This window comes from Methylobacterium sp. Leaf113, assembly GCF_001423325.1.
In the GTDB taxonomy this organism is placed as follows: Bacteria; Pseudomonadota; Alphaproteobacteria; order Rhizobiales; family Beijerinckiaceae; genus Methylobacterium.
This window is the reverse complement of sequence record NZ_LMNJ01000012.1, coordinates 161,175-186,236: the sequence shown is the minus strand read 5'-3', so window position 1 is coordinate 186,236 and position 25,062 is coordinate 161,175. Positions and strand designations below refer to the sequence as shown.

The 25,062-nt window shown below is 67.7% G+C and carries 22 protein-coding genes; 15 read left to right on the top strand and 7 right to left on the bottom strand.

What is annotated here, in order from left to right; translation table 11 throughout:
- The first annotated feature begins 84 nt into the window (after positions 1-84).
- From ASF60_RS10085 to ASF60_RS10065, 5 genes are all read left to right on the top strand, one after another.
- The gene (locus ASF60_RS10085) at positions 85-1,701 is read left to right on the top strand and encodes an ABC transporter substrate-binding protein (protein ID WP_056183965.1); all 1,617 of its coding nucleotides are present in this window, start codon (positions 85-87) and stop codon (positions 1,699-1,701) included.
- Positions 1,702-1,874: 173 nt separating this feature from the next.
- The gene (locus tag ASF60_RS10080; protein WP_056183962.1) at positions 1,875-2,828 is read left to right on the top strand and encodes an ABC transporter permease; all 954 of its coding nucleotides are present in this window, start codon (positions 1,875-1,877) and stop codon (positions 2,826-2,828) included.
- Complete coding sequence (locus tag ASF60_RS10075; protein ID WP_056183960.1) at positions 2,828-3,757, top strand: ABC transporter permease; 930 nt, start codon at positions 2,828-2,830, stop codon at positions 3,755-3,757. Before ASF60_RS10080 ends, ASF60_RS10075 begins: the two co-directional genes overlap by 1 nt.
- Positions 3,754-4,815, top strand: a complete 1,062-nt coding sequence (locus ASF60_RS10070) for an ABC transporter ATP-binding protein (protein WP_056183959.1) — start codon at positions 3,754-3,756, stop codon at positions 4,813-4,815. Before ASF60_RS10075 ends, ASF60_RS10070 begins: the two co-directional genes overlap by 4 nt.
- Positions 4,812-5,831 (top strand): ABC transporter ATP-binding protein, encoded by a 1,020-nt coding sequence (locus ASF60_RS10065; RefSeq protein WP_056183956.1) that lies wholly within the window; start codon positions 4,812-4,814, stop codon positions 5,829-5,831. The genes ASF60_RS10070 and ASF60_RS10065 overlap by 4 nt, the downstream gene beginning before the upstream one ends.
- 326 nt (positions 5,832-6,157) lie before the next feature.
- Here ASF60_RS10065 and ASF60_RS10060 read toward each other — a convergent pair whose 3' ends face one another.
- From ASF60_RS10060 to ASF60_RS10035, 6 genes are all read right to left on the bottom strand, one after another.
- A complete protein-coding gene (locus ASF60_RS10060; RefSeq protein ID WP_056183953.1) occupies positions 6,158-7,048 on the bottom strand; it encodes an ABC transporter permease in 891 nt (296 codons plus the stop codon).
- A gap of 1 nt (position 7,049) precedes the next feature.
- On the bottom strand, positions 7,050-7,997 hold the full coding sequence (locus ASF60_RS10055) for an ABC transporter permease (protein ID WP_056183951.1): 948 nt from the start codon (positions 7,995-7,997) through the stop codon (positions 7,050-7,052).
- 92 nt (positions 7,998-8,089) lie between these two features.
- Positions 8,090-9,364, bottom strand: a complete 1,275-nt coding sequence (locus ASF60_RS10050; protein ID WP_056183949.1) for an ABC transporter substrate-binding protein — start codon at positions 9,362-9,364, stop codon at positions 8,090-8,092.
- A gap of 29 nt (positions 9,365-9,393) precedes the next feature.
- Positions 9,394-10,386, bottom strand: a complete 993-nt coding sequence (locus tag ASF60_RS10045; RefSeq protein WP_056184333.1) for an ABC transporter ATP-binding protein — start codon at positions 10,384-10,386, stop codon at positions 9,394-9,396.
- 76 nt (positions 10,387-10,462) lie between these two features.
- Entirely contained in the window at positions 10,463-11,884 is a 1,422-nt protein-coding gene (gene hydA / locus ASF60_RS10040; protein WP_056183948.1) for a dihydropyrimidinase, read from the bottom strand.
- Between the two features lie 3 nt (positions 11,885-11,887).
- Positions 11,888-12,994, bottom strand: coding sequence for a ring-opening amidohydrolase (locus tag ASF60_RS10035; protein ID WP_056183945.1), 1,107 nt, complete (start codon positions 12,992-12,994; stop codon positions 11,888-11,890).
- Positions 12,995-13,406: 412 nt separating this feature from the next.
- Here ASF60_RS10035 and ASF60_RS10030 point away from each other — a divergent pair, with 412 nt between their 5' ends.
- From ASF60_RS10030 to ASF60_RS10005, 6 genes are read left to right on the top strand one after another with little or no spacing between them, the layout of a single operon-like run.
- On the top strand, positions 13,407-14,660 hold the full coding sequence (locus ASF60_RS10030) for an urea ABC transporter substrate-binding protein (protein ID WP_056183943.1): 1,254 nt from the start codon (positions 13,407-13,409) through the stop codon (positions 14,658-14,660).
- Between the two features lie 9 nt (positions 14,661-14,669).
- Positions 14,670-15,542, top strand: coding sequence for a branched-chain amino acid ABC transporter permease (locus tag ASF60_RS10025; RefSeq protein ID WP_056183941.1), 873 nt, complete (start codon positions 14,670-14,672; stop codon positions 15,540-15,542).
- A complete protein-coding gene (locus tag ASF60_RS10020; RefSeq protein WP_056183939.1) occupies positions 15,539-16,630 on the top strand; it encodes an ABC transporter permease subunit in 1,092 nt (363 codons plus the stop codon). The genes ASF60_RS10025 and ASF60_RS10020 overlap by 4 nt, the downstream gene beginning before the upstream one ends.
- Positions 16,627-17,370: an ATP-binding cassette domain-containing protein gene (locus ASF60_RS10015; protein WP_082507844.1), complete on the top strand. Its 744-nt coding sequence runs from the start codon at positions 16,627-16,629 to the stop codon at positions 17,368-17,370. The genes ASF60_RS10020 and ASF60_RS10015 overlap by 4 nt, the downstream gene beginning before the upstream one ends.
- On the top strand, positions 17,367-18,080 hold the full coding sequence (locus ASF60_RS10010; protein ID WP_056183936.1) for an ABC transporter ATP-binding protein: 714 nt from the start codon (positions 17,367-17,369) through the stop codon (positions 18,078-18,080). The genes ASF60_RS10015 and ASF60_RS10010 overlap by 4 nt, the downstream gene beginning before the upstream one ends.
- Positions 18,081-18,134: 54 nt before the next feature.
- A complete protein-coding gene (locus tag ASF60_RS10005; protein ID WP_056183933.1) occupies positions 18,135-19,679 on the top strand; it encodes an amidase in 1,545 nt (514 codons plus the stop codon).
- A gap of 51 nt (positions 19,680-19,730) precedes the next feature.
- On the opposite strand, the gene ASF60_RS10000 is transcribed toward ASF60_RS10005, so the two are convergent.
- Positions 19,731-20,501 carry an MOSC domain-containing protein gene (locus ASF60_RS10000; RefSeq protein WP_056183931.1) on the bottom strand — a complete coding sequence of 257 codons (771 nt, stop codon included), beginning with the start codon at positions 20,499-20,501 and terminating at the stop codon, positions 19,731-19,733.
- Between the two features lie 467 nt (positions 20,502-20,968).
- On the opposite strand from ASF60_RS10000, the gene ASF60_RS09995 reads away from it, so the two are divergent.
- The 4 genes from ASF60_RS09995 to ASF60_RS09980 are packed head-to-tail and all read left to right on the top strand — an operon-like array spanning position 20,969 to position 24,959.
- Positions 20,969-21,721, top strand: coding sequence for a DeoR/GlpR family DNA-binding transcription regulator (locus ASF60_RS09995; RefSeq protein ID WP_056183929.1), 753 nt, complete (start codon positions 20,969-20,971; stop codon positions 21,719-21,721).
- A complete protein-coding gene (locus ASF60_RS09990; RefSeq protein ID WP_056183927.1) occupies positions 21,696-22,994 on the top strand; it encodes a Zn-dependent hydrolase in 1,299 nt (432 codons plus the stop codon). The genes ASF60_RS09995 and ASF60_RS09990 overlap by 26 nt, the downstream gene beginning before the upstream one ends.
- Positions 22,991-23,956 carry a phosphotransferase family protein gene (locus ASF60_RS09985; RefSeq protein ID WP_056183925.1) on the top strand — a complete coding sequence of 322 codons (966 nt, stop codon included), beginning with the start codon at positions 22,991-22,993 and terminating at the stop codon, positions 23,954-23,956. The genes ASF60_RS09990 and ASF60_RS09985 overlap by 4 nt, the downstream gene beginning before the upstream one ends.
- Positions 23,957-24,002: 46 nt before the next feature.
- Positions 24,003-24,959, top strand: coding sequence for a phosphotransferase (locus ASF60_RS09980; protein ID WP_056183923.1), 957 nt, complete (start codon positions 24,003-24,005; stop codon positions 24,957-24,959).
- The last annotated feature ends 103 nt before the right edge of the window (positions 24,960-25,062 follow it).

The window sequence follows — 25,062 nt, the reverse complement described above, 5'->3', positions numbered from 1 at the left end:
CTCCGCGGACGTCAGACGGGTTGGCCGGCGGTTTGCATTCACGGCTTCGTCAGCCGCTGGCTCCCCCAGGAAACCTCCCGTCGCATGTTTGCTCCAGTCTCTCGTTGGTCGAAGTCCCGCCTCCTCGCAGCGGCCCTGCTGTCCGGCGCGATGATGCCTGCCGCTCTGGCCCAGGGCGTCCTCAAGATCGGCATGACCGCCTCAGATATCCCGTTGACGACCGGTCAGGCCGACAATGGCGGCGAGGGCATGCGGTTCATGGGCTACACCGTCTATGACGGGCTGATCAATTGGGACCTCTCCTCCGCAACGAAGCCGTCGGTGCTGGTGCCGGGCCTCGCCACCAGCTGGACCGTCGATCCCGCCGACAACACCAAGTGGACGTTCAAGCTGCGCGAGGGCGTGACCTTTCATGACGGCTCGCCCTTCACGGCGGAGTCGGTGGTCTGGAACCTCGACAAGCTCTTGAAGACCGACGCGCCGCAATTCGATCCGCGCCAGTCGGCCCAGGGACGCTCGCGCATCCCGGCCGTCGCCAGCTACCGCGCCATCGATCCGACCACCCTCGAGGTCATCACCAAGAACCCGGACGCGACGCTGCCCTACCAGATCGCCTGGATCATGATCTCGTCGCCGGCCCAATGGGACAAGCTCGGCAAGAGCTGGGACGCGTTCGCCAAGACCCCCTCGGGTACGGGTCCGTGGAAGCTGACCCTATTCGCCCCACGCGAACGCGCCGAAATGGCGCCGAACAAGGAGTACTGGGACAAGGCACGGGTGCCGAAGCTCGATAAGCTGGTGCTGGTGCCGCTGCCCGAGGCCAATGCCCGCGTCGCCGCCCTCCGGTCCGGTCAGGTCGACTGGATCGAGGCGCCCCCGCCGGACGCCGTCGCCTCGCTCAAAGCTGCCGGTTTCGGCATCGTGACCAACGCCTACCCGCACAACTGGACCTGGCACCTCTCACGCGTCGAGGGCTCGCCCTGGAACGACATCCGCGTCCGCAAGGCGGCCAACCTCGCCATCGACCGGGAAGGCATGAAGGAGTTGCTCAACGGTCTGATGATCCCGGCGCAAGGCTTTATGCCGCCGGGCTCGGCCTGGTTCGGCAAGCCCACCTTCAAGCCGACCTACGATCCGGAGGCCGCCAAGAAGCTGCTGGCCGAGGCCGGCTACGGCCCCAACAAACCCATCGTCACCAAGATCCTGATCGCGCCCTCGGGCTCTGGCCAGATGCAGCCTCTGCCGATGAACGAATTCATCCAGCAGAACCTCGCGGATGTCGGCATCAAGGTCGAATTCGAAGTGGTCGAGTGGAACACGCTGATTAACCTGTGGCGCGCCGGCGCTAAGTCCGACATGTCGCGCAAGGCGACGGGCATCAACTTCTCCTACTTCATCCAGGACCCCTTCACCGGTTTCATCCGGCATCTGCAATGTAACCTGGCGGCGCCAAACGGTACCAACTGGGGCTATTACTGCGACCCTGAGATGGACAAGCTGTTCGATCAGGTCCGCACCACCTTCGATCCGGCCGAGCAGACCAAGGTCCTGGAGAAGGTCCACGAGAAGTACGTCAACGAAGCTCTGTTCCTGATGGTGGCCCACGACACCAACCCGCGCGCCATGAGTCCCAAGGTGAAGGGCTTCGTGCAGGCGCAGAACTGGTTCCAGGACTTCTCGCCGATCTCAATGGGCAAGTGATGCGACGGATCATGGGCTGAACACGCCTCCCTCCCCCTTGTGGGGAGGGCTTGAGGGTGGGGGTGGTTGGGTGACCCTCACGGTGCGGAGGCCGGCGGAGCCACCTCCACCTCCAACTCCTCCCTACAGGGGGAGGAGGGCCGCGTAACCCGAGAGGAAATTCGGATGCGCTCATGCTGAAATTCATTGTCCAGCGCCTGCTCACCGTCACGCCCGTGGCGCTCGGCGTGAGCGTCGTCTGCTTCATGCTGGTTCACCTCGCCCCCGGCGACCCCTTGAGCGCCGTGCTCCCGGTGGACGCCACGCAGGAGACCATCGACGCCATGCGGGCGGCCTACGGCTACGACAAGCCGCTGCCGGTGCAGTACGTGATCTGGCTCTGGCACGTGCTCCAGGGCGACCTCGGCACCTCCATCGCCACCGGCCGTCCCGTGGTGCAGGAAGTCGGCCGGGCAGTGGTCAACAGCCTGATTCTGGCCTCCGTAGCGACGCTGATCGGCTTCACCTTCGGCTGCCTGTTCGGCTTCGTCGCCGGCTATTTCCGCAATTCGATCCTGGACCGGCTCGCCTCGGCGGTCTCGGTCTTCGGGGTGAGCGTGCCGCATTACTGGCTCGGCATGGTGCTGGTGATCGTGTTCTCGGCCCAGCTCGGATGGCTGCCGCCGACCGGCGCCGGCCCGGATGGCTCGGGTAACTGGCGACCCGATTTCGACCATCTGCGCTACATCATCCTGCCGGCCCTCACGATGTCAGTGATCCCCATGGGTGTCATCGCCCGCACGATCCGCGCCCTAGTCGGCGACATCCTCGCCCAGGACTTCGTCGGCGCGCTCCGGGCCAAGGGCATGAGCGAGTTCGGCGTGTTCAAGCACGTGGTGAAGAACGCCGCGCCGACGGCACTCGCCATCATGGGCTTGCAGCTCGGCTACCTCCTCGGCGGCTCGATCCTGATCGAGACCGTGTTCGCCTGGCCCGGCACCGGCTTCCTCCTGAATGCCGCGATCTTCCAGCGCGACCTGCCGTTGCTTCAGGGCTCGATCCTCGTCCTGGCGATGTTCTTCGTCGCCCTCAACCTCATCGTCGACGTCGTGCAGACGGCGCTCGACCCGCGCATCGAGAGGGGCTGATGGCACTCGCGACACAGGCCGCAGCGCCGGTCCTCGACATTGCCGGCGGAGCCGCCCCGGCACCGGCCGCGGCGGACGCCTTCGTGCCGTCGCGGGGGTTCTGGGGACAGGTCGGCCACAAGCTCCTGCGCGATCCCGTGGCGATGGTGGCCGCCTGCATCATCCTGGCGATCATCGCCATCGCGGTGCTCTCGCCCTGGATCACCCCGATGGACCCGTATCGCGGGTCGATGCTGCGGCGCCTGAAGCCGATCGGCGATGCGACCTACATCCTCGGCTCCGACGAACTCGGCCGCGACATGCTGAGCCGCCTGATGCTGGGCGGCCGCCTGTCGCTGTTCATCGGTGTGACGCCGGTCATCCTGGCGTTCATCATCGGGTCCGCCATCGGGATCCTGGCTGGCTATGTCGGAGGCTGGGTCAACACCGTCCTGATGCGCACGGTGGACGTGTTCTTCGCATTTCCCTCCGTGCTGCTCGCCATCGCGCTGTCGGGGGCGCTGGGGGCCGGCATCTTCAACTCGATCGTGTCGCTGACCTGCGTGTTCGTCCCCCAGATCGCCCGGGTGGCCGAGAGCGTGACGACTCAGATCCGCGCCCGGGACTACGTCGACGCGGCCCGGCTGTCGGGCGCCTCGACCCTGACGATCCTGCGCGTGCAGGTCCTCGGCAACGTGCTCGGGCCGATCTTCGTCTACGCCACCAGCTTGATCAGCGTATCGATGATCCTGGCCTCGGGCCTGTCCTTCCTGGGCCTCGGGGTGAAGCCGCCAGAACCCGAATGGGGCCTGATGCTCAACACCCTGCGCACGGCGATCTACGTGAATCCGATGGTCGCGGCCCTGCCGGGACTGGCCATCTTCATCGTCTCGATCTCGTTCAACCTGTTCTCCGACGGATTGCGGTCCGCCATGGAGGTGAAGGCATGAGCATGCCCATCGGCAGCCCCACCGTTCCGCTCGCCCGCGACCGGGGGGGGCCGGCTCAGCCGCTTCTCACGGTCGACGGCCTCGTGAAGCATTTTCCGGTCAAGAAGGGCTTTGGCGGCGCCAAGGCCGTGGTACGCGCTGTCGACGGCGTCGATTTCGAGATCCTGAAGGGGGAAACCCTCGGGGTGGTCGGCGAATCCGGCTGCGGAAAATCGACCACCGCCCGGCTGATCATGGGCCTGATCGCACACGATCAGGGAAACCTGCTGTTCGACGGCGAGCGCATCGGCAGCCGTGCGCTTCCGCTGCGCGACTTCCGCGCTCAGGCCCAGATGGTCTTCCAGGACAGCTACTCCTCCCTCAACCCACGCATGACCGTCGAGGGCTCGATCGCCTTCGGGCCGCGGGTGCACGGGGTGCCGAAGCGGCGGACCATCGAGCGCGCCCGCAGCCTGCTCGCTCGGGTCGGGTTGGAGCCGGCGCGCTTTGCCGCGCGCTATCCGCACGAGTTGTCCGGCGGCCAGCGCCAGCGGGTGAACATCGCCCGCGCGCTGGCTCTCGAGCCGCGTCTCGTGGTCCTCGACGAAGCCGTGTCCGCCCTCGACAAGTCGGTGGAGGCACAGGTGCTGAACCTGCTGATGGACCTGAAGCAGGAGTTCAACCTCACCTACCTGTTCATCAGTCACGACCTCAATGTCGTGCGCTTCATCTGCGACAGGGTGGCGGTGATGTATCTCGGCCAGGTGGTGGAGATCGGGCCGGCGGACACGGTGCTGGCCGCCCCCGCCCACCCCTACACGGCGGCCCTCCTGTCCTCGATGCCCTCGATGGACCCGGATGCGCGCACGCAAGTGGCGCCGCTCGCCGGCGACCCGCCGAACCCGATCGACCCGCCCGCCGGGTGCCGCTTCCATCCGCGCTGCGCGCTGGTGGAGCCCGTCTGTCGCGGCACGGTTCCGCCGTTGGACGCCCTCGATTCCATCCATCGGGTCGCCTGCCTCGCCCGCCAGCCGAACTCGGGGCATTCCCTGGCACAAGCCCGGAGGGTCGCCGCATGAGCGCATCCGAACCCGCGGTCGCGATCCGGGGTCTGACGGTCGTATTCGGCGGCGTGGTCGAGGCCGTCGACGGCGTGGACCTCACTCTGGAGCGCGGCCAAGCGGTAGCGCTGATCGGTGAATCCGGCTCCGGCAAGAGCGTGACCCTGCGGGCGATCATGCGCCTGAACCCGGAGCGCAAGACCAGGATCGGCGGCGAGATCCGGGTCGGTGGCGCGGACGTCATGGCGATGTCGCCCAAGGCCCTGCGGGCGCTCCGCGGCCGCGCTGTGGCGATGATCTTCCAGGAACCGCTGCTGGCCCTCGACCCGGTCTATACCGTCGGCCAGCAGATCACCGAGGCGATCCGCCAGCACGAGCGGATCAGCGCCGGGGCGGCACGCCAGCGTGCCTTGCAACTGTTCGAGCGGGTGCGCATTCCGAGCCCGGAGCGGCGCCTCGACGCCTATCCGCACGAGATGTCGGGGGGCATGCGCCAGCGCGCGATGATCGCCCTGGCGCTCGCCTGCCGACCCCAGGTCCTGCTCGCCGACGAACCGACCACGGCGCTGGACGCCACGGTGCAGATCCAGATCCTGCTGCTGCTCCGCGAGTTGCAGGCCGAACTCGGCCTCTCGACGATCTTCGTCACGCACGATCTCGGCGCCGCCGTGGAGGTCGCCGACCGGATTGCCGTCATGTATGCCGGCCGCATCGTCGAGGAAGGCTCCGCCCGTGACGTGGTGCTGAATCCACACCATCCTTATACGATTGGCCTCCTGCGCAGCCGCGCCGACGGAGCGCTCGCCAAGGGCACGCGCCTCAAGACGATTCCGGGCAGCCCTCCCGATCTGGCCAATCGCCCGCCGGGCTGCCCCTTCGCGCCGCGCTGCTTTCTTGCGGAGGAACGCTGCCGGATCGAGGCGCCTGCTTACGTGGACGTGGAGCCCAGCCACCGCGCCGCCTGCTGGCGCACGGATGTGGCGCACGCGGCCTTCCAGGCGGACAAAGCACCGGTACTGGAAGGGGTTTCGTAACGCGAACTTGAGGTCACAGACCTGCCGTCTCCGGGCAGGCGGCGTTTGCAGGCAGAGAGAGAGCTTCGTGCCAATGCGACAGTGAAACATGGCGCATCGTCATTCCGCGGCGCCGCAGGCGAGCCCGGAATCCAGAGCCGCCGACGGTGTAAAATCTTGCACGACCTGCGTTTTTGGATCCCGGGCTCCGCTCCGCGGGTCCGGGATGACGTGGTGCTACGCGTGAGTTTCGACAGGCAAATCGGTCGATGCGATCGCTGATCCCGCGTGAGGAACGCCGCGGCGAATGTCGGTCTGCGAGGGCGATGCGCCCCGGGCCTCCGACGTCACCCCAGCCGCAAGCCAGCCCTCGCCTTGCGCCGCTGGAGGTATAGGCTTGTCCCCAGCGCCAGACCGATCACTGCCAGCGACATGCCGGTGGTAAGGGTGCCGAGCGCATAGATCTCCGGCGTGGTCACGGTGGTGGTGAGGCCCTGCAGTTCCAGCGGCAGAGTATTGCGGCCGCCGATGGCTTGGCTGGTGCGGGCGAGTTCATCGAAGGACAGGGTAAAGCCGAACAGGGCGACGCCGACCAGGGACGGCCCCAGGATCGGCACCACCACGTGGCGCAGGGTCTGGGAACCGGTGGCGCCAAGATCACGGGCGGCCTCTTCGTAGGCCGGATCGAACCGGTTGAAGACCGCAAACATGATCAGGAGACCGAAGGGCAGCGTCCAAGTCAGGTGTGCGCCCAGCGCCGAGGTGTAGAGCCCCATCAGGGTGCCGTGCTCCTGCAGCCAGCCCCAGCCGGTCGCGGCCGCGGCCCAGTTGACGGCGTCGTCGAGGAGACGGAATTCCAGGCCGATGCCGAGGGAGACCACGATGGACGGCACGATCAGGCTCGCCACGGCAATCGTGAACAGCATGCCCTCGCCCCGGAAGCGCTTGCGGAAGGCGAGGCCGGCGTAGAACGCGATCACGACGGTAAGGCCCATCACCACGAGGCCGAGGCGGAGCGAGCGCCACAGCGCCCCCCAGATGTCGACAATGCCGAGGCCCGCCCAGAGCTTTCCGAACCAGTGCGTCGAGACGCCGTTCATTGGAAAGGTCAAGCCACCCTGCGGTCCCTGAAAGCTGAGGACGAGGATGGTCAGCGTCGGCCCGTACAGAAAGGCGACGAACAGGGCGAAGAACGCCGCTAACGCGTAGAAGGCCGGGGAGCGGGGCCGGTCGCTCAACTCAGAGTTCCTTCCGGAGATCGATCAGGCGGGTCATCGCCACGATCATCAGCATCACGGCGCCGAGCAGCACCACGGCATTGGCGGCCGCCGCCGGCAGCTGCAGCGCGGACATCTGGACCTGGATGACCTTGCCGACCGAGGCGATCTGCTGGCCGCCCATGACGCCGACGGTGACGAAATCGCCCATCACCAAGGTGATCACGAAGATCGACCCGATGGCGATGCCGGGTTTGGCAAGCGGTACCACCACGTTCCAGAGAGTCTGCCATCCGGTGGCCCCGGAATCATAGGCCGCCTCGATCAGCGAGCGGTCGATGCGCGCCATGCTGTTGAAGATCGGCACGATCATGAAGACCGTGTTCAGGTGGACGAAGGCGAGCACCACCGAAAAGTCGGAATAGAGCAGGCCCTCGATCGGGGCCCGGATCAGGCCCAGTCCCATCAGCGTGTCGTTGACGAGGCCGTTGCGGCCGAGCAGTGGGATCCAGGAGATCATCCGGATCACGTTCGAGGTCCAGAACGGAATGGTGCAGACGAGGAACAGCGCCATCTGCATCGTCTTCGAGCGGACGTGGAAGGCGACGAAGTACGCCACCGTGAAGCCGATCACGAGGGTGCAGGCCCAGGTCAGGGCGCAGAACTTCAGGGTCGACAGGTAGGTCCGAACGGTGGTGCAGGCATCGGCCGTGTTGAGGCAGCCCTCGAACACGTCGATGTAGTTCTGCACCGTGAACGCCGGGATGATTTCGTACTCGTTGTACGACCAGAAGCTGACGATCAAGGTCAGCGCCAGCGGCACCACGAAAAACACCAGAAACACCAGCGCCATCGGGGCGGCCTGAAGATAAGCCAGCACCCGGCGCCGGCGCGTCTTGGCCGTGAGGCTTGTGGTCGATGCCGATGCGGTCGCGGTGTTCGCGATGGCGGGGAGGGCGATGTCGGTCATGGCTCAACCCTCGTGAGACACCGATCCCTCACCCCTTGCGGGGGGAGGGGGCCTGCGGAGCAGGCGGGAGAGAGCAACGTCACACGCCCCGCTCACGCGGCGATGAACTCGTTCCACTTGCGGACCATGTAGGTGTTCTCGTCCATGACGGCGTTCCAGCAGGCGACCGAGCCCATACGGGTCTCGAAGGAGCCGCCGTCGCGGGTGGCGCCGGCCTTCTCCAGCACGCTGCCATCCGGCCCCTTGATGTCCTTCTCGGCGGGCTTCCCCTCCATCCAGTAGGCCCACTCGTAGGGTTCCATGTTCGCCTTGGCGGTCTCCAGCACCGCCGAGTAATAGCCCTGGCGGTTGAGGTAGGCGCCGGCCCAGCCGGACAGGAACCAGTTGATGAAGTCGTAGGCGGCGTCGAGCTTGCGGCCGGTCAGAGTCTTGGGCAGGCCGAAACCCGTGGCCCAGGCGCGGTAGCCCTCCTTGAGAGGCTGGTAGGTGCAGGCCACGCCCTGGGAGCGCACCTTGGTGACGGCGGGCGACCACATCGACTGGATCACCGTCTCGCCCGACGCCATCAGGTTCACGGATTCGTTGAAGTCCTGCCAGAAAGCGCGGAACTGACCGGCGCGCTTGGCCTCGATCAGCACCTTGATGGTGCGATCGATCTCGGCCTTCGTCATGTTGCCCTTGTCGGGATAGGTGTAATCGCCGGTCGCCTCGATCACCATGGCGGCGTCCATGATGCCGATGGACGGGATGTTGAGGATCGAGGCCTTGCCCTTGAACTCGGGGTTCAGAAGTTCCTTCCAGCTCGAGATCGGGCGCTTGATCAGGTCGGGTCGGATGCCCAGCGTGTCGGCGTTGTAGGTGGTCGGGATCAGCGTGATCCACTCGGTGGCCGAACCGGCGAAATTCTTCGAATTTTGTCCCTCGAGGTAGAATACCTTCTTGGGGGCCGTACCCTGGTCGCCAATCTTTTTGCCTGCGACTTCTCCCTTGGTGAAGACGGGCGTGATGTTGTCGGCCTGCTTGATCCGGCGGGCATCCATGCCCTGGATGTTGCCCGACGGGATCAGCTTCTTCAGGCTGAAGAATTCGGTATCCAGCAGGTCGAAGGAGTTCGGCTGCGTCACCACGCGTTTCGTCACCTCGTCGGTGACGACGGGGATGTACTCGATGGTGATCCCTAGATCCTCCTTCACCTTCCGGGCGATGTCGCCGGACTGGTTCACGGCGGTGCCGAGGTAGCGCAGGGTCACCGGCTCGGCGGCGATCACGTTGGGAAAGCCCGTGATCGGACCGGCACCGAGCGCCAGTCCGGTGGCACCCGCACCCTGGAGGAGGGTGCGGCGGCTCAGCTTGATCGTGGTCGTCATGCAGGGTCCTCTACGGAACGGAGATCGGGTCAGGCACCCAACCGGTGGGCGGCATCGGCATCCCAGCCGAGCGGAACGGTCTGGCCGAGGGCGAGGGGGTGCCCAGCATAGGCCGCATCGTCGATGACGGCCGTGAGCGGCGTGGCGCCGGTCCCCCCGACCCCGTCCGCCTCGAAGCCCACATGCACGCTGGTGCCCTGATACTCGACCGAGACGACGCGGGCCGGCACAGCCTCCGGACCGGCCTCCGGACCGAGGCGCATCCGGTCGGCGCGCACGGCGACCTCGGTCGCGTCGGGCAGGCGGATGATGTTGTGGCCGCCGATGAAGCGGGCGACGAAGGCGGTGGCGGGGCGCTCGAACACGTCGCGCGGGGCCGCCGCCTGCTCGATGCGCCCGCCATTCATCACAACCACGATGTCGGAGAGGGCCATCGCCTCCTCCTGGCTGTGGGTGACGTGGATGAAGGTGATCCCGAGTTCGGCCTGTAGCCGCTTGAGCTCGGTCCGCATCCGCACGCGCAGGAACGGATCGAGGGCCGACAGGGGTTCGTCGAGGAGCAGAACCTTGGGTCCGGTGACCAGCGCGCGGGCGAGGGCCACGCGCTGCTGCTGGCCACCGGAGAGCTGGGCCGGCAGACGTTCGGCCAGATGCGCCATCTGCACGAGGTCCAGCATCGCCAGCGCCTTGGCGCGGCGCTCGGCCTTGGCGACGCCCCGCATCTTCAGGCTGAAGGCGACGTTGTCGCGGCAATTGAGGTGGGGGAACAGGGCGTAGCTCTGGAACATCATCGCTGTGCCCCGCTCGGCCGGCGTGGCATCGCCGACGGCGCGCGGACCGATGACCACGTCGCCGCCGGACACGGTCTCGTGGCCGCCGATCATCCGCAGGGTCGTGGTCTTGCCACAGCCGGAGGGGCCGAGCAGGCAGCAATAGGCGCCCGAACGGACCTTCAGGTCTATGCCATCCACCGCAACGGTGTTGCCGTAGCGCTTGGTCAGGCAGATCAGCTCGACGTCCATGTTGGCCTCCCGATGCGTGTCCAGCAAGCCGCGGGCCAGACGCTATCTGATTCGCCCCGGATGTCGCGGCGCTCGATCAGGACAACGGCGCGGATTGAACAGCCCGGTCGATCACCCGGCCTCGCCCGAAAGCGCCGGTGATCCGCCCATCCTCGGCGATGATTTCGCCGCGCGCGATGGTCATCACTGGCCAGCCCGTCACCGCGAAGCCCTCCCAGGGCGTGTAGTCCGAATGATGGTGGAGGTTGGCCTGCCGGATCGTCTCGCGGCGGTTCGGGTCCCACAGCGTCAGGTCGGCATCGAACCCGACGCCGATCGAGCCTTTGCGCGGGTAGAGACCGTACAGCTTGGCATGGTTCGTGGCGGTCAGTTCCACGAAGCGGTTGAGGGAGATGCGGCCGGCCGAGACCCCCTCCGAAAACAGGATGGGCAAGCGGGTTTCGATACCCGGGATGCCGTTCGGCACGTAGCGGAAGGAGGTCCGGCCCTTCGCGGTCAACTTGCCGGCCGGATCGTCGTAGCGGAATGGGCAATGGTCGGACGAGACCACGTCGAACAGGCCGGACTGGATGCCGCGCCAGATCGCCGCCTGGTTGGAGGCCTCGCGCGGGGGCGGCGAGCACACGTATTTTGCCCCCTCCATCGGGTCGTCGGAGCCGAGACCCTTCATGTGGTCGGCCGTCAGCGTCAGGTACTGCGGACAGGTCTCGGCGTGGACCTTCAGGCCGCGCCCCCGGGCCCAGGCAATCTGCTCCATCGCCTGCTCGCCTGAGACGTGGACGATGACGATCGGCAGGTCGACGAGTTCGGCATGGGCGATCGCTCGATGCGCCGCCTCGCGCTCGACCAGTTGCGGCCGGGACAAGGCATGGCCGAAGGGGCGGGTCTCACCGGCCTTCTCGAGCCGCTCGGTCATGTACCGGATGGCGTCGTAGCCCTCCGCGTGGACCATGACGCGCGCGCCCTCGCGACGGGCGAGGTCGAAGACGTCGAGGATCTGGCGGTCGTTCAGGACGAGGTCGTCATAGGTCATGAAGACCTTGAAAGACGTGTAGCCCTCGGCGATCAGGGCTGGCAGCTCCTGCCCCAGCACCGCGGGGGTCGGGTCCGAGACGATGAGGTGAATGGCCACGTCGATGTGACACTGCCCTTCCGCCAGCGCCCGGTAGGCGTGCGTCGCCTCCCGCAGCGATGCACCGCGCGGCTGAAGCGCGAACGGCATCACGCAGGTGTTGCCGCCGGCCGCCGCCGCCCGGGTCGCCGAGGCGAAATCGTCCGCCATGACGATACCGGGGCCGGATGCCTGGGCGATGTGGACGTGGCTGTCGATGCCGCCGGGCAAGACGAGGAGGCCGGAGGCGTCGAGGGAGCGGGCCGCATCGGTGATGCGCTCGGCCACCGCCGCGATGCGCCCATCGCGGATGCCGAGATCCGCGCGAAACGTGTCGGTGGCGGTGACCAGGGTGCCGCCCCGGATGGCGAGGTCGAACGCGGGCATGTCTCAGGTCCTCACGCGGGCGATGATCGCCACCGGCCCGCCGCCATCCGGGCCCTGGTGCTCGGCGCCGCCCGAGACGAAGAGGTCGGTCCGCCCGATCGCAGCGGCGGCAACCCCACCCACGAGGGCGCGGGCGTGCCGCGTGGCGTTGATGTCGCTGTCATCGTTCATGATGTGGCGCCGCCCGCGGATCAGCCCGTCCCGTGAGGGTTCGGCCTTCGCCAACAGGGCGACGACGCGCTCGGAATCCTCGGAACTCAGTTGGCCCGCAGCGCCGACCCCGAGATCCGCCAGCACGCCGAGAATCGCAGAGACATCGATGCCGTCGCGCATGACCCGGTGGGCGATGGCGTAAGGGCCGGCCCAACCCAAGGCGTTGCCGAGGACGATGATCTCGTTGCGCATCAGCTCGATGCCGGCCGAGGCGCTGGCACGGCCTGAAAATAGGTCCGGCCGCACGCCGATGACCGCGTCCGACAGATGTTCGGCCGCCACCTCGCCGAGGGCGAGCGCGATACCGAGCGCCGAGGCGCCGCGCGACAGCCCCATCGACGCATAGGTGTCGTGGGTGGCGACGTCATGGCCGCGCGCCGCGGCGGCCTGAATGCGCGCACTGGTGAGGAGCGGGCATTTAACCTGGACGAAATGGACGTCGTTGGGACCGTCGATCCCGGCCCGGGCCATGGCCAGAGCGACAGCATCGGCCGTCGCCCGCACTTGCGCCATGCGGCCGATCTCCTCGGGCCGAAAATCGGCGGTGAAGGCGGTACCGACGGCGAGCGCCGTCGCACCGGGGATCGGGGCATCGCCGCGACGGCCGAGAACCAGCAGGTGAGGGGACAGGCCGCCCTCCGTCCCACCCGACATCACCAGGGCGATACGCGCGCCGACATCGTCCGGCGAGCAGCCGATGGCGCCGGCCAGAGCGGTTTCCAGCGCCATCACGGCGAGCTGGCGAGTGAAATCGTTGACGCAGCCGTTGCCCTCGGTCTTGCCGAAGATCGCAACGATCTCCGACGCCGCGAGGGCTCCAGACGCGATGAGGTCCATCACACCCGAGACATCGGCGGGATGCCGCGTCGGCACGCGGAAGACGAGACATTCGGGCATGGGACGATCGGATGAGAGCGGGAACGGACCCATAGGCTAGGCCGACCGAACGACCCACGCGAGTGCTGGTTTGCGCACGCCGCGCTCCCGAACCGGCAACGGTGATCGGGGCCGCAACGGTATGGCTCTTGCCGATAAGGCGGAGCCGGGTGCGATCGGCGCTCGATGCAAAGCGGGGCGACGCGCTGGGGCTGGGGGCATCGGTCGTGCGCGGTTTGTGGCTTTCGAGGCGGCACTGATGGCGCCGGTTTGTCCGATCTGAACATGCGGGCGGCAATCCATCCGTTCCTTCGTCCGAATGACCGATCTGTGGGATTTGTTGGCATTGGTCTTGCCATGTCGGATTTCGAGGGGTCCCGACGCCGCCCGGCGGACGAGCCCTCCCGGCCGCAATGCCATGGAGCGCGTACGCATGACCCATTCGACGATCAGCCGACGTGGCGCGCTCAAGCTGGGGACCGCCGCTGCCGCAAGCGCGGTGGCCATGCCGTTCTTCGCGCGCAACGGCCTCGCCGCCGGTGAGCCGATCAAGCTCGGGAGCCTCCTCGACGGCAGCGGCGCCCTCGGCCTGGAAGGCAAGCGGATGATCGAGACCACCGAATACGCGGTGGACCTGATCAACAAGGCTGGCGGCCTACTGGGTCGGCCGATCAAGATCTTTGCCTACGATACGCAGTCGAGCATGCAGCTCTACACCCAGTACGCCCAGCAGCTGGCGTTGAAAGAGAAGGTCGACGTCATCCAAGGCGGCATCACCTCGGCGTCGCGCGAGGCCATCCGGCCGATTTTCGGTCGTTCCAAGACCCTGTACTTCTACAACACCCAGTACGAGGGCGGCGTCTGCGACCGCAACGTCTTCTGCACGGGAACCACTCCGGCCCAGACGGTCAACCACCTCGTCGACTACGCGCTCAAGACCTGGGGCAAGAAGGCTTACATCATCGCGGCGGATTACAATTACGGGCACATCACCGCGAGTTGGATGACGAAGTTCATGAACGAGGGTGGCGGGTCGGTCGCCGGCACCGACTTCTTCCCCCTCGACGTGACGAACTTCTCCTCCGCGATCAGCCGGATCCAGCAGGCCCAGCCGGACCTCGTGCTCTCGGCCCTGGTCGGCGCCAACCATTCGGGTTTCTACCGTCAATGGGACGCTGCCGGCATGAAGAGCCGGATTCCCGTCGCCAGCTCGGTCTTCGGGCTGGGCGACGAACTCACCACCATGGATGCCTCGACCACCAACGGCATCGTCACCTGCTACGGCTGGTATAACGACCTGCCGGACGCCCGGAGCGTCGAATTCGTGAAGGGCATGCAGGCGAAGTTCGGCGCCGATGTCACGGATCTCAGTGAACTCGACACCGCCACCTATGACGGCATCATGCTCTGGGCCGAGGGCGTGAAGAAGGCCGGCTCCCTCGACCGCGACAAGGTCCTCGCCGCCCTTGAATCCGGCATCTCCTACGAGGGGCCGACCGGCAAGGTGACCATGGACGGGGCGACCCATCACACCATCCGCAACACCTACCTGGCCCGGCCGAAGGACAAGAAGTGGGAGATTCTCGCGAGCTTCCCGGAGCAGTTTCCCGCCGACACGGCCGGCGCCTGCGACCTCCTGAAGAATCCGAAGATCAACAAGCAATTTACCCCTGACCTCAAGGGTTGAGAGCCGAGCATGGCGCCCGATCTCGTCGGCCTTTTATCCTTCAACGTCCTGGCGGGCATCGCTACGCTGGCGCTGATCACCCTCGGCCTGGGGGTGATCTACGGCATGATGCGGATCATCAACCTCGCCCATGGCGAGTTCATGATGCTCGGGGCTTACACAGCGGTCGCCGCCACCGATGCCGGCCTCAACATCTGGGTCGCCATGCTTGTGCTGCCGCCCCTGGTGGTCGGTCTCATCGGCCTTGTCCTCGAGCGCACCGTCATCCGCTTTCTCTACGGGCGCATGATGGACACGATGCTAGCGACCTGGGGCATCAGCCTCGGGCTCATCGGCCTCGTGACGTCGGTCTACGGCAACGTCGTTCGGGGCGTGTCCACGCCGGTCGGCAGCTTCGAGATCGGACGCTACGGCGCGAGCCTCTACAGCCTGGTCATCGTGGCGGTGGCCTGCGCGGCGCTGGCCGGATTGTACCTGCTGCTGCGCCTCACGAAGTTCGGGCTGATCCTGCGCGCCACCATGCAGAACCCGCGGATGGCCGCTTCCCTGGGGGTCTCGCCGGACCGGATCTACATGGCGACCTTCGCCCTCGGGGCGGGCCTCGCCGGTCTCGCCGGCGGCGTGCTCGCACCGATCTCCGGCATCTCCCCGGCCATGGGGGCGGCCTACATCTCGCGCGCCTTCATCACCGTGCTGGGCGGCGGCCCGGCGATCATCACCGGCACGGGGCTCGCATCCACCCTGTTCGGGTTCATCAACGAACTCGTCTCGTTCAAGACCACCCCCGTCATCGGCGATGTGGCCCTTCTGGTCGCCGCAGTCCTGCTCATCCGGGTGCTGCCCCAGGGGATCACCGGCCGCTACCTGAGGCGCAGCCTATGACCCGTCCCCCGTCGCCGCTCCGCGCCCTGGCTCGTCCGGCGGCCCTGAGCTTCCTCGCCATGGTCGCGTCGGGTGCCGTTATCCTCTTCGGCGCACCGCACGTCCTCGACACCTTCGGCCTCGTGCAGATGACGAGCTTCGTGGCCCTGGCGATGTTCGCCCTCAGCCAAGGCTTCATCTGGGGCTATGGCGGCGTGATGTCGTTCGGACAGGCCGCCTTCCTGGGGCTCGGAGGCTACGCCTATGCCATCGCGGTCCTGAACCTGGGCGACTCGACCCTGCCGGTCCTGCTCGCCATCGTGGTGCCGATGCTGTTCGCGGGACTGCTCGGCTACTTCATGTTCTACGGCCGGATCTCGGACGCCTATATCGGGGTGATCACCCTGACGGTCTCGGTCATCCTGTTCCAGCTCGTGAACACCACCTCGGGCAGCCAGTACCGGATCGGAGAGGCTGAGCTCGGGGGTTTCAACGGCATCCCGGCCATTCCCGCCCTGAACCTGCCGGGCGACGCGGGAAACCAGCTTGATCCGGAAGGCATCTGGTACGCCGCAATGGGCAGCCTGATCGTCGTCTACATGGTCCTGCGCGCCATCCTGGCGAGTCGGTTCGGCCGGGTCGTCGTGGCGATCCGCGAGAACGAGACGCGGGCGCAGCTCATCGGCTACGACCCGCGACTCTACAAGCTCCTCGCCTTCATGATCTCGGCCGGCATCGCGGGCCTCGCCGGCTGCCTCTTCGCCAACTGGGGCGGCTTCATCAGCCCCACGGTGTTCGGCCTGACCATGTCGGCCCAGGTCATCATCTTCGTGCTCGTGGGTGGGCTCGGCACCCTCCTGGGGCCGATCCTCGGGGCGGTCCTGATCCAGTGGCTGACCATCGAGGCCGGCTCCCAGAGCGTCATCGATTCCAATCTCGGCCTGGGCGTCATTCTCGTCATCTTCGTGCTGCTCATCCCGCAGGGGCTGGTCCCGGTCGCCCGCAACCTCCTCCAACGCGCCGGCGCCTCTCTGACCGGACGACGACTGAGGACCAAGCCGATCGGACCGGCTCCGGGTGCGGCGCTTGCCGGGGAGGTCCACCGATGAGCATGGCGCCGACGCCGAACCCCATCCGCCCCCTGCTGGAAGCGAAGGGCGCCACCATGCGCTTCGGTGGCGTGACCGCCGTCAACGCGGTCGACTTCGTTCTCGGCGAGGTCGAGCTGCGCTGCCTAATCGGCCCGAACGGCGCGGGAAAGAGCACCTTCTTCAAGATGCTCACCGGTCAGCTGACCGCCAGCGCGGGCAGAATCCACCTCCGCGACACCGACATCACAGCCGCGCACCCGCACGAGATCGCGCGCCTTGGGGTCGGCATCAAGACGCAGGTGCCCAACGTCTTCAACGGCCTCTCGGTGCGCGAGAACGTGTTCGTCGCCGCCGGCCGCAAGAAGTCCCTCGCGCGCACCCGCGCCATCGTCGAGGAGACGCTGACCCGCCTGAAGCTCACCGAGATCGCCACGCGCCTCGTCGGCCAGCTCGCCCACGGCCAGCGCCAATGGGTCGAGATCGCCATGGTGCTGGCCCAGGAACCCGAGCTGATCCTCCTCGACGAACCCGCCGCCGGGATGACCAAGGAGGAGGTCGAGCGCACCGCCGCCCTGATCCGCGAGATCAACCGGACCCACGCGGTCATCGTGGTGGAGCACGACATGCCCTTCATCCGAATGATCGCCAAGACCGTGACGGTGTTCAACCAGGGCCGGATCCTGATGGAGGGGGATGTTGACGCCGTGCTGGCCGACACCCGCGTCCGCGACGTCTACCTGGGCAAGCAGGCCGCATGACCGCTCCGCTCCTGAACGTCCACGACCTGCATGCCGGCTACGGCCGCATTCCGATCCTCGGCGGCGTCTCGCTGCATGTCGGCGAGGCCGAATTCGTCGGCATCCTCGGCCATAACGGCATGGGCAAGTCGACCCTGCTGCGGACGCTCACCGGCAACCTGCCCGCCACCGCCGGATCGATCACCTTCGATGGGCGCGACATCACGCGCCTCTCGCCAACGGCCAGAGCCCGAGCCGGAATCGGCTACGTGCCGCAGGGGCGCGAGATCTTTCCGGCGCTCAGCGTCCACGAGAATCTGCGGATGGGGTGCCTTCTCGGTCCGGAGAAGGAGGACGCCACGATCATCGACATCCTGACCCTCTTTCCCCGCCTGAACGCCTATCTCGACCGGCCGGGCGGCGCCCTCTCGGGGGGCGAGCAGCAATTGCTGGCGCTGGCCCGCTGCCTGTGCGGATCGCCCCGCATCATCCTCCTGGACGAGCCCACGGAAGGCATTCAGCCCTCGATCATCGAAGAGATCATCGAGACGCTGCAGGCGATCGGTCGGCAGCGCGGACTCACGGTACTGCTGGTGGAGCAGAACCTGAACTTCATCGCCTCGCTCTCGCAGCGCGTGCTCATCCTCCAGAAGGGCCGCATCACCCGCGAGGTGCCGCCCGACATCGCCCGCGACCGGACGATGATCGACGAGTTCCTGGGCATGGCCTGAGGCCTGCCCATCTGCCTTGGACCGCTGCCTCTTCCGCCACAGGAGACATCCGGCATGGATGCCAAGACACCCGCTCCCTTCGACGTGATCGAGATGACACTGGCCGATGCGGCCGAAGCCTTCGCCAGCGGCGTCAGCGCCGAGGCGTTGACGCTGGCCTTCCTCGACCGCATCGCGACCCACAATCCACGCTACAATGCCCTCATCATCATGAACCCGGACGCCCTGTCCGATGCCCGGGCCATCGACGCGCGTCGCGCCGCCGGCGAGGCGCTGGGTCCCCTGGCGGGAGTACCCGTGGTGATCAAGGACCCGATGGACATGGCGGGGCTGCCGACGACTGCGGGCTGGCGCTGTCTCAGCGCCCGGGCCGGCGGGGTCGATCTCATCCCGGAAACCGACGCGCCCGTGGTGGCGCGGATGCGAGCCGCCGGCTGCGTCATGCTCGGCAAGACCAACGTGCCGGTGCTGAGCGCCACCGGCAGCCACGCCAATGACAGCTGGGCCGGCCCGACCCTGAACTCGGCCGCCCCCGGGAGCCTGCCCGGCGGCAGCAGTGCCGGGACGGCGACGGCCGTCGGCGCCAGCCTCGCGGTGCTGGGCCTCGCCGAGGAGACCGGCGGGTCGATCCAGAACCCCGCCTCGGCGCAAGGGCTGGTCGGGATCAAGCCGACCTTCGCCCTGGTGCCCAATGCCGGCGTCGTGCCGCTCGCCGGCAGCACCCGCGACGTGGTCGGCCCGATCGCCCGCTGCGTCCGCGACGCCGCACTCACCCTCGACGTGCTGGCCGGCTACACCCCCGCCGACCCCAAGACCGTGGCGGGCATCGGCAAGCGGCCGAAGGGTGGCTACACGTCGCGCCTCGATACTGAAGCGCTGAGAGGCAGGCGCCTCGGCCTGTACGGACCGGGCTGGCGCGACCTGCCGCTCTCGGCCGAGGCGACGGACCTCTATGCGCGCGCGCAAGGAGAGATAGCCGCGCGCGGCGCCACCCTGGTGGCCGATCCCTTCGCGGAGACCGGCTTTGCCGCGCTCGCTCGTCCGACCCCGGGCCTGAACCACTTCGATGCGCGCGGCATGGAATCGGTGCCCTACGATCTGCACCTCTACCTCCAGCGCCTCGGTCCCAGCGCCGCCCTCCGCAGCGTCGAGGCCTTCGCCGATGCGACGAAGGACGAGGATGCCTTCGGCCCGAACGGCGTTCTGCGCCATCTGCACGCCATTCCGGCCTTCGCGCCGATCCTCGCCCACCCGACCACTCCGCCCGATCTCTCGGCCTTCCTCACCCTGCGCGAAGCCTACCTGGCGATCTTCGACGCGGTCCTCGAGGCGAACGCCCTCGATGGCCTCGTCTTCCCACAGATGCGCGACGAACTCCCGCCCCTTCACAGCGGGCAGGCGATCAACGAGACCACGGTGTGCGAGATCAATATCGCGGGCCTGCCCGGCGTGACGGTACCGGCCGGCTTCTACGCCTCTGGCGCGCCGTTCAACCTGATTTTCGTCGGCCGGATGTGGAGCGAGGCTGACCTCCTCGGCTACGCCTACGACTACGAACAGGCGACGCATCACCGGCGCGCCCCCGCCCTCATCGGCTGAAGCACCCGGCGCGATCTGCCTCATGCCCTCCGCCGTAGGCGGAGGTTCGTATCAGACCGTCACGACGTCACCGATCTGCAGGTCTCCGTCGTTCAGCACCTCCAGATATACGCCGAGGTCGACATGCCCGAAATGCTGGCGGATCGCCCGCGGCAGGTTGGCGTCGCGCTCGGCGGTGACCGGATTCACGTTGACGGCCGCGCAGCGGGGTGTGCGCGCGAGCCCGCGGAAGCGGACGCCCCCGATCCGCACCGGGCGGTCGACCCAGTTCAGCTCAACCCAGGGCTCCAAGCCTTCGAGGTGGATGTTGCCGCGAAAACGCAGCGGGTCCAGGGTCCGGCCGGTTGCAGCCTCCAGGACTCGGACCGAAGCGAGGTTGATCACCGAGACGGCGCGCATCATCACCGGCGACAGCACGCTCGCATCGGTGAACTTGTGGCCATCCGCTCGTACCACGCGCGGAGGCCCCTTGGTTGCCGCCCCGAGATACGCCGCGAAATAGGCCTCCGTGTCCACGCGGCCCTCCGGCGTGGACAGGTCTGCGCTGAAAGACGGATGCGCTGCGCGCTCAATCGTCAGGCGATGCGTTTCGGGATCGACGCGCGTCCGCAGGGCCGCCAGTGCCTCGTTGTTGCGCAGCATCAGGAAAGCCCCCTTGTCGAGGGGTTCCGGCCGCTCCGGATCGAACGCCGTCGTGCCCAGCGCCAAGGCATAGACGCGGTCGAACGGCAGACCGTGCGCGGCGCTCAAGGACATTGCCGTGAGGGGTTCGGGCGAGAGGCCCTTGACGGGGTAGCGATAGAGATCGGTGATCGCAGCCATGCATCCTCGCCGGCGTTAAAGTGGAATCGCACGTTCGTGCGGGGCCGGGGCCGGCAAGGCCATACGCGTTTCTGCGTAGGCGCAGAGACCTGGAATATCCCGTGGGCAGGCCTGCCTAGATCGCGAGCAGAGCGCCGCGATTTTAAGCACCTAAACCACAAATCCCACAAAAACCAAAAAATCCAGATTGACGCTGTCGATCAGGACCGGCGTAGATAGTCCCATGATTTCTGCGCGATCCTCGATCGTCCGACCGGACCGCTGGGCTCCAGGGAGATACCCGGTGGGTGTGGGTTCTGACCGATCCGGCACACCTATGCGGAAGGCTGGCCCGAGCGTTTCCGGGCCGCTCGGTTGCACTACAACGCAAACGAGCACGGGATACCGCGTCCCGCCCCTACATTCCCGCGCGACCGCAGGCATGGATCACCGCTATCATCGGGACGACGGTAGGACGGCCATCGAGCATGCTGACGGATCATCGCCACCAGGAAATCCTGTCCCGCGTCCATGGGATGGGCCGGGTCGGTGTCGCGGATGTGGCCCTGTTCCTGAAGGTCTCGGAGGAGACCATCCGGCGCGACCTGAAGATGCTGGAGGAGCGTGGCCTGCTCCGGCGCATCCACGGGGGGGCCGTTCCGCCCCGGCTGGACCAGGAACGCCCGCTGCAGGAGCGCGGCAAGCTCAACACCCGCGAGAAGGGACGCGTAGCCGTGGTGGCCGAGGCCCTGGTGCTCGACGGTATGTCGATCTTCATCGATACCGGCACCACCACGCTGGCGCTGGCGCGCCGGCTGACGGGGCGCAATCTGACGGTGACCACCAACTCCGTCGATGTCGCACTGCATCTCGGCGGAGGCCCGGCGCGGGTCAACCTGACGCCCGGTACCCTGCGGAGCAACGACAACGCGCTGGTGGGCTACGAGACGGTGGCCTACGCCCAACGCTACTTCTTCGACATCGCCTTCATGGGGATCGCCGCCTGCGACCTCGATCACGGCTGGATGGATTACGAGGAGCACGAGTCAGTCCTGCGGCGTACCCTAAGGGCCCAATCGCGCCGCGCCGTCCTGCTCGCCGATTCGCGCAAGTTCGGGCGCCAGGCCAATCTCTGCACCTTCGGGCTGCGCGAGACGCTGAGCGTCGTCACGGACAAGCCGCCGCCGGAGGCATTCCAGGATGCGTTCGCCCGGCATGACATTGAGGTCCTTCACACCTGAGGTCGACGGGCCGCAACGTCTCGAAGAGCTGCTCGCCCGGTTCTCGGCCTGCGGCGCCACGCCCGGCGGTGGGGTGACCCGGCTCTGCGCCAGCCCCGAGGACGGTGCGGCACGCGACATCTTCGGAGACGAGGTTCGCGCCGCCGGCGGCAACCTGCGCGTCGATGCGGTGGGCAACCAGTTCGGACTGTTCTCGCTGGCGGATCAGGCGGATGCGCCGCTGGTCTTGATGGGCTCCCACCTCGACAGTCAGAGCCTCGCCGGCCGCCTGGACGGCACCTACGGCGTCGCCGCCGCCCTGTGCGTCGGTGCGGGGCTGATGCGGGCGCGGCGCGCGGGCCGGCGCTTCACCGCCGATTTCTGCGTCGTGAACTGGACCAACGAGGAGGGCGCGCGCTTCCGGCCGAGCCTCCTCGGCAGCGGCACCTATCTCGGGCGGCACGCCGTCGCCGAGGCTTTGTCCTGCCGGGACGAATCCGGCACCACCTTGAGCGAGGCGTTGGATGCGATCGGCTATCGCGGCGGCGATGCGCCCCCTCCGCGTCCGGCCTGCTACCTCGAGGTGCATGTGGAGCAGGGGACCGTCCTCGAGGAGACGGGACGGACCATCGGCATCGTCACCCGGAACTGGGGAGCGACCAAGATCGAGGCCGCGTTCCTCGGGGTCCAGGCCCATACCGGTCCGGGCCGGATGGAGGTTCGGCGCGATGCGCTGCTCGCCGCCGCCTATGCCATCGCGGAGATCCGGGCGCTGGCCGATGCGTGGCCGGGGCTGCTGTATACGGCGGTGGGTCGCGTCGCGGTCACACCCAATTCGGCCAACGTGGTGCCGGCACGCGTCGAACTCTCGGTCGAGTTGCGATCCGCCGACGACACGGTCCTGGCCGAGGCCGGGCGGAGGGCCGACCGGCTCCTCGACGCCGCGGCGGCGCGGGCCGGAACCGGCCTGACGATCCTCGCCCGGAACGAGCGTCCGATCCGGGCCATGCCGGAGGCGGTCTGCGACCTGGTCGCGGTCTGCGCCGAAGCCCGGGGGCTCGGGGCCCTGCGGATGGACACCGTAGCGGGGCACGATGCCCTGAGCTTCCTCGGGATCTGCCCGACCGGGCTGGTCTTCGTCCCGAGCATCGGCGGCATCGCCCACAACGAGGCCGAGGCCACCGACCCGGCGGATCTCGCCGCCGGCCTGGCGCTGATGCGGGAGGCGGCCGACCGCCTGTGCCGAAGCGGTGGCGATCCCGTCCGGGCCGCCCGACCGGAGCATGCAGGATGACGTCTCCCGAACCGGCTTTCGAAGATCGGATCGCGGCAGCCCTGGGGCGGATGCCGGACTGGCAGGCCAGGACGACCCGCATCGCCTGTGCGGCCCCCCCTCTCGCCTCCCCGACCCACCGGGCGGTCGCCTCGGACTGTGCGCGGGTGTGGCTGGAGGGAACCGGACCGGTCTTCCTGAAGGTGCGCCACGCCGACATGGCCACCGACGTGCTACCGGCCATGCCCGAGGCGACCCGGAAGGCCGGCGCCCTCGGGCTCGGGCCGGCGGTGCTGGCGCAGGCCGAGGGGACGATCATCCTCGCCGACCTGCCCGAGCCCTGGGCGTACGCCCGGGTCGGCGATCTGCAGGACGGGGATACCATGGCGCAGGTGCTCGGCGCCCTGCGCCGGCTGCACGGGGCCGAGCCCCTCGGCCAGGCCTTCTGCCCGTTCGACCGGATCGCAGCCCTGGCGGCGGAGGCCAGGGCCTGCGCCGCGCCGCTGCCGGACGATCTCGACGGCCTGCTGGCGAGCGCCGACCTGATCCGGGCGGCGATCCGCGCGGCCGGCTTCGACCGGGCGTTCTGCCGCAACGACGGCACGGCCTCGAATCTCATGCTGCTTCACCGGCCCGGGGGCGGCCTGGCGCCGGACGGCGTCCGCCTGGTCGATTTCGACCTCGCCGGCGATTACGATCCCTGGTTCGAGATCGGATCGCTGCTCAACGAAGCCTACGTGTTCGAGGCCGAGCGCCGGCAGGCGATCGAGATCTATGCCGGCCGCTGCACCGAGGCGTTGTTTCACCGCTGCCGCCTCTACGGTGCGGTCGACGACCTGATGTGGGGCCTGTGGGGCATCACCCGGGCGATCACGTCGCGCCGGCCCGGCATCGAATTCTTCAAGTACGGCCAGTGGCGCCTGCTGCACGCGCGCACCACCATGGCGGCGCGCGATTTCGAACTCTGGCTGCGCCGGCTGTGACGGATCGGGCGGGTGACGGGCCGGAGCCCGGCGTGAGGAGGGGGCGATGAGCTGGACACGCAGGGGCGAGGGCGCGAGTCCGCCCGAGCAGGCTCTGGAGGCGATCCTCGCCCGAATTCCCGGCTGGGCGGACGCGCCCCTGCGCTACCGGCCGGTCTCCGGCGGCATCAGCAACACCAACTGGCGTGTCCAAGCGGGGAGCGGAGCGGGAGACGAGGCGGGTGCGGACGTCTTCCTCAAGGTGCCGGGGCGCGGGACAGAGATGTTCATCACCCGGGCCGCCGCTCACGAGGCGAGCCGGCGGGCGGAAGCCTGCGGCTTCGGCGTGGCGGTGCTCGACTACCTGCCCGAGGACGGCGTCGAGATCTTCGCCTTCCTGGAAAGCTTCCGCGCCTCCTCGAACCTCGATTTCCTGCGCCCCGGCGTGCGTCACAACGCGGTGCGGGCGCTGCGTGCCTTTAACGATTCTCCGGCCCTGACCCTGACCAAGACGATCTTCGACATGATCGAGGAGCATGTCCGCCAGGTGGATACGGTCGGCGGCCGGGTGCCCCAGGATACGGCCTTCCTGATGCGCCGCTACGGCGAGGCCAAGGCCGCGCTCCTCGCCTCCGGCCTCGACCTCGTGCCCTGCATGAACGACACGCTCGCCGGCAACTTCATGCTCGACGCCGCGGATCAGGTCCGCTTGGTGGACTTCGAATACGCCTCCAACAACGAGCGCGCCTACGAGCTTGCCCTGTGGTTCGACGAGATGGCCTTCCCGGCCGATGTCGAGCGCGAGATGATCGAGGCCTATTGGGGCCGTTGGGATGTCGGGGTCGCCGCCCGCACCCAGGTGTTGAAGGCGCTCGGCGATCTCAAATGGGCGACCTGGGCGATGATCCAGGACAGCGTCTCGACCCTCGACTTCGACTATTACAAGTACGGGACCTGGAAGCTGTCGCGGGCCCGGACCCTGTTCCACCATCCCGACTGGCCGCGCTGGCTGAGGCTGCTGTGAGCGGCTCCGCCCAGGGCGCCTCCGTCCGGTTCCGGATGCCCCCTTTCCCGCAATTCCCCCTTTCCCGCAATTCCCCCTTCCAGCAAGGCCCCCTTCCAGCAAG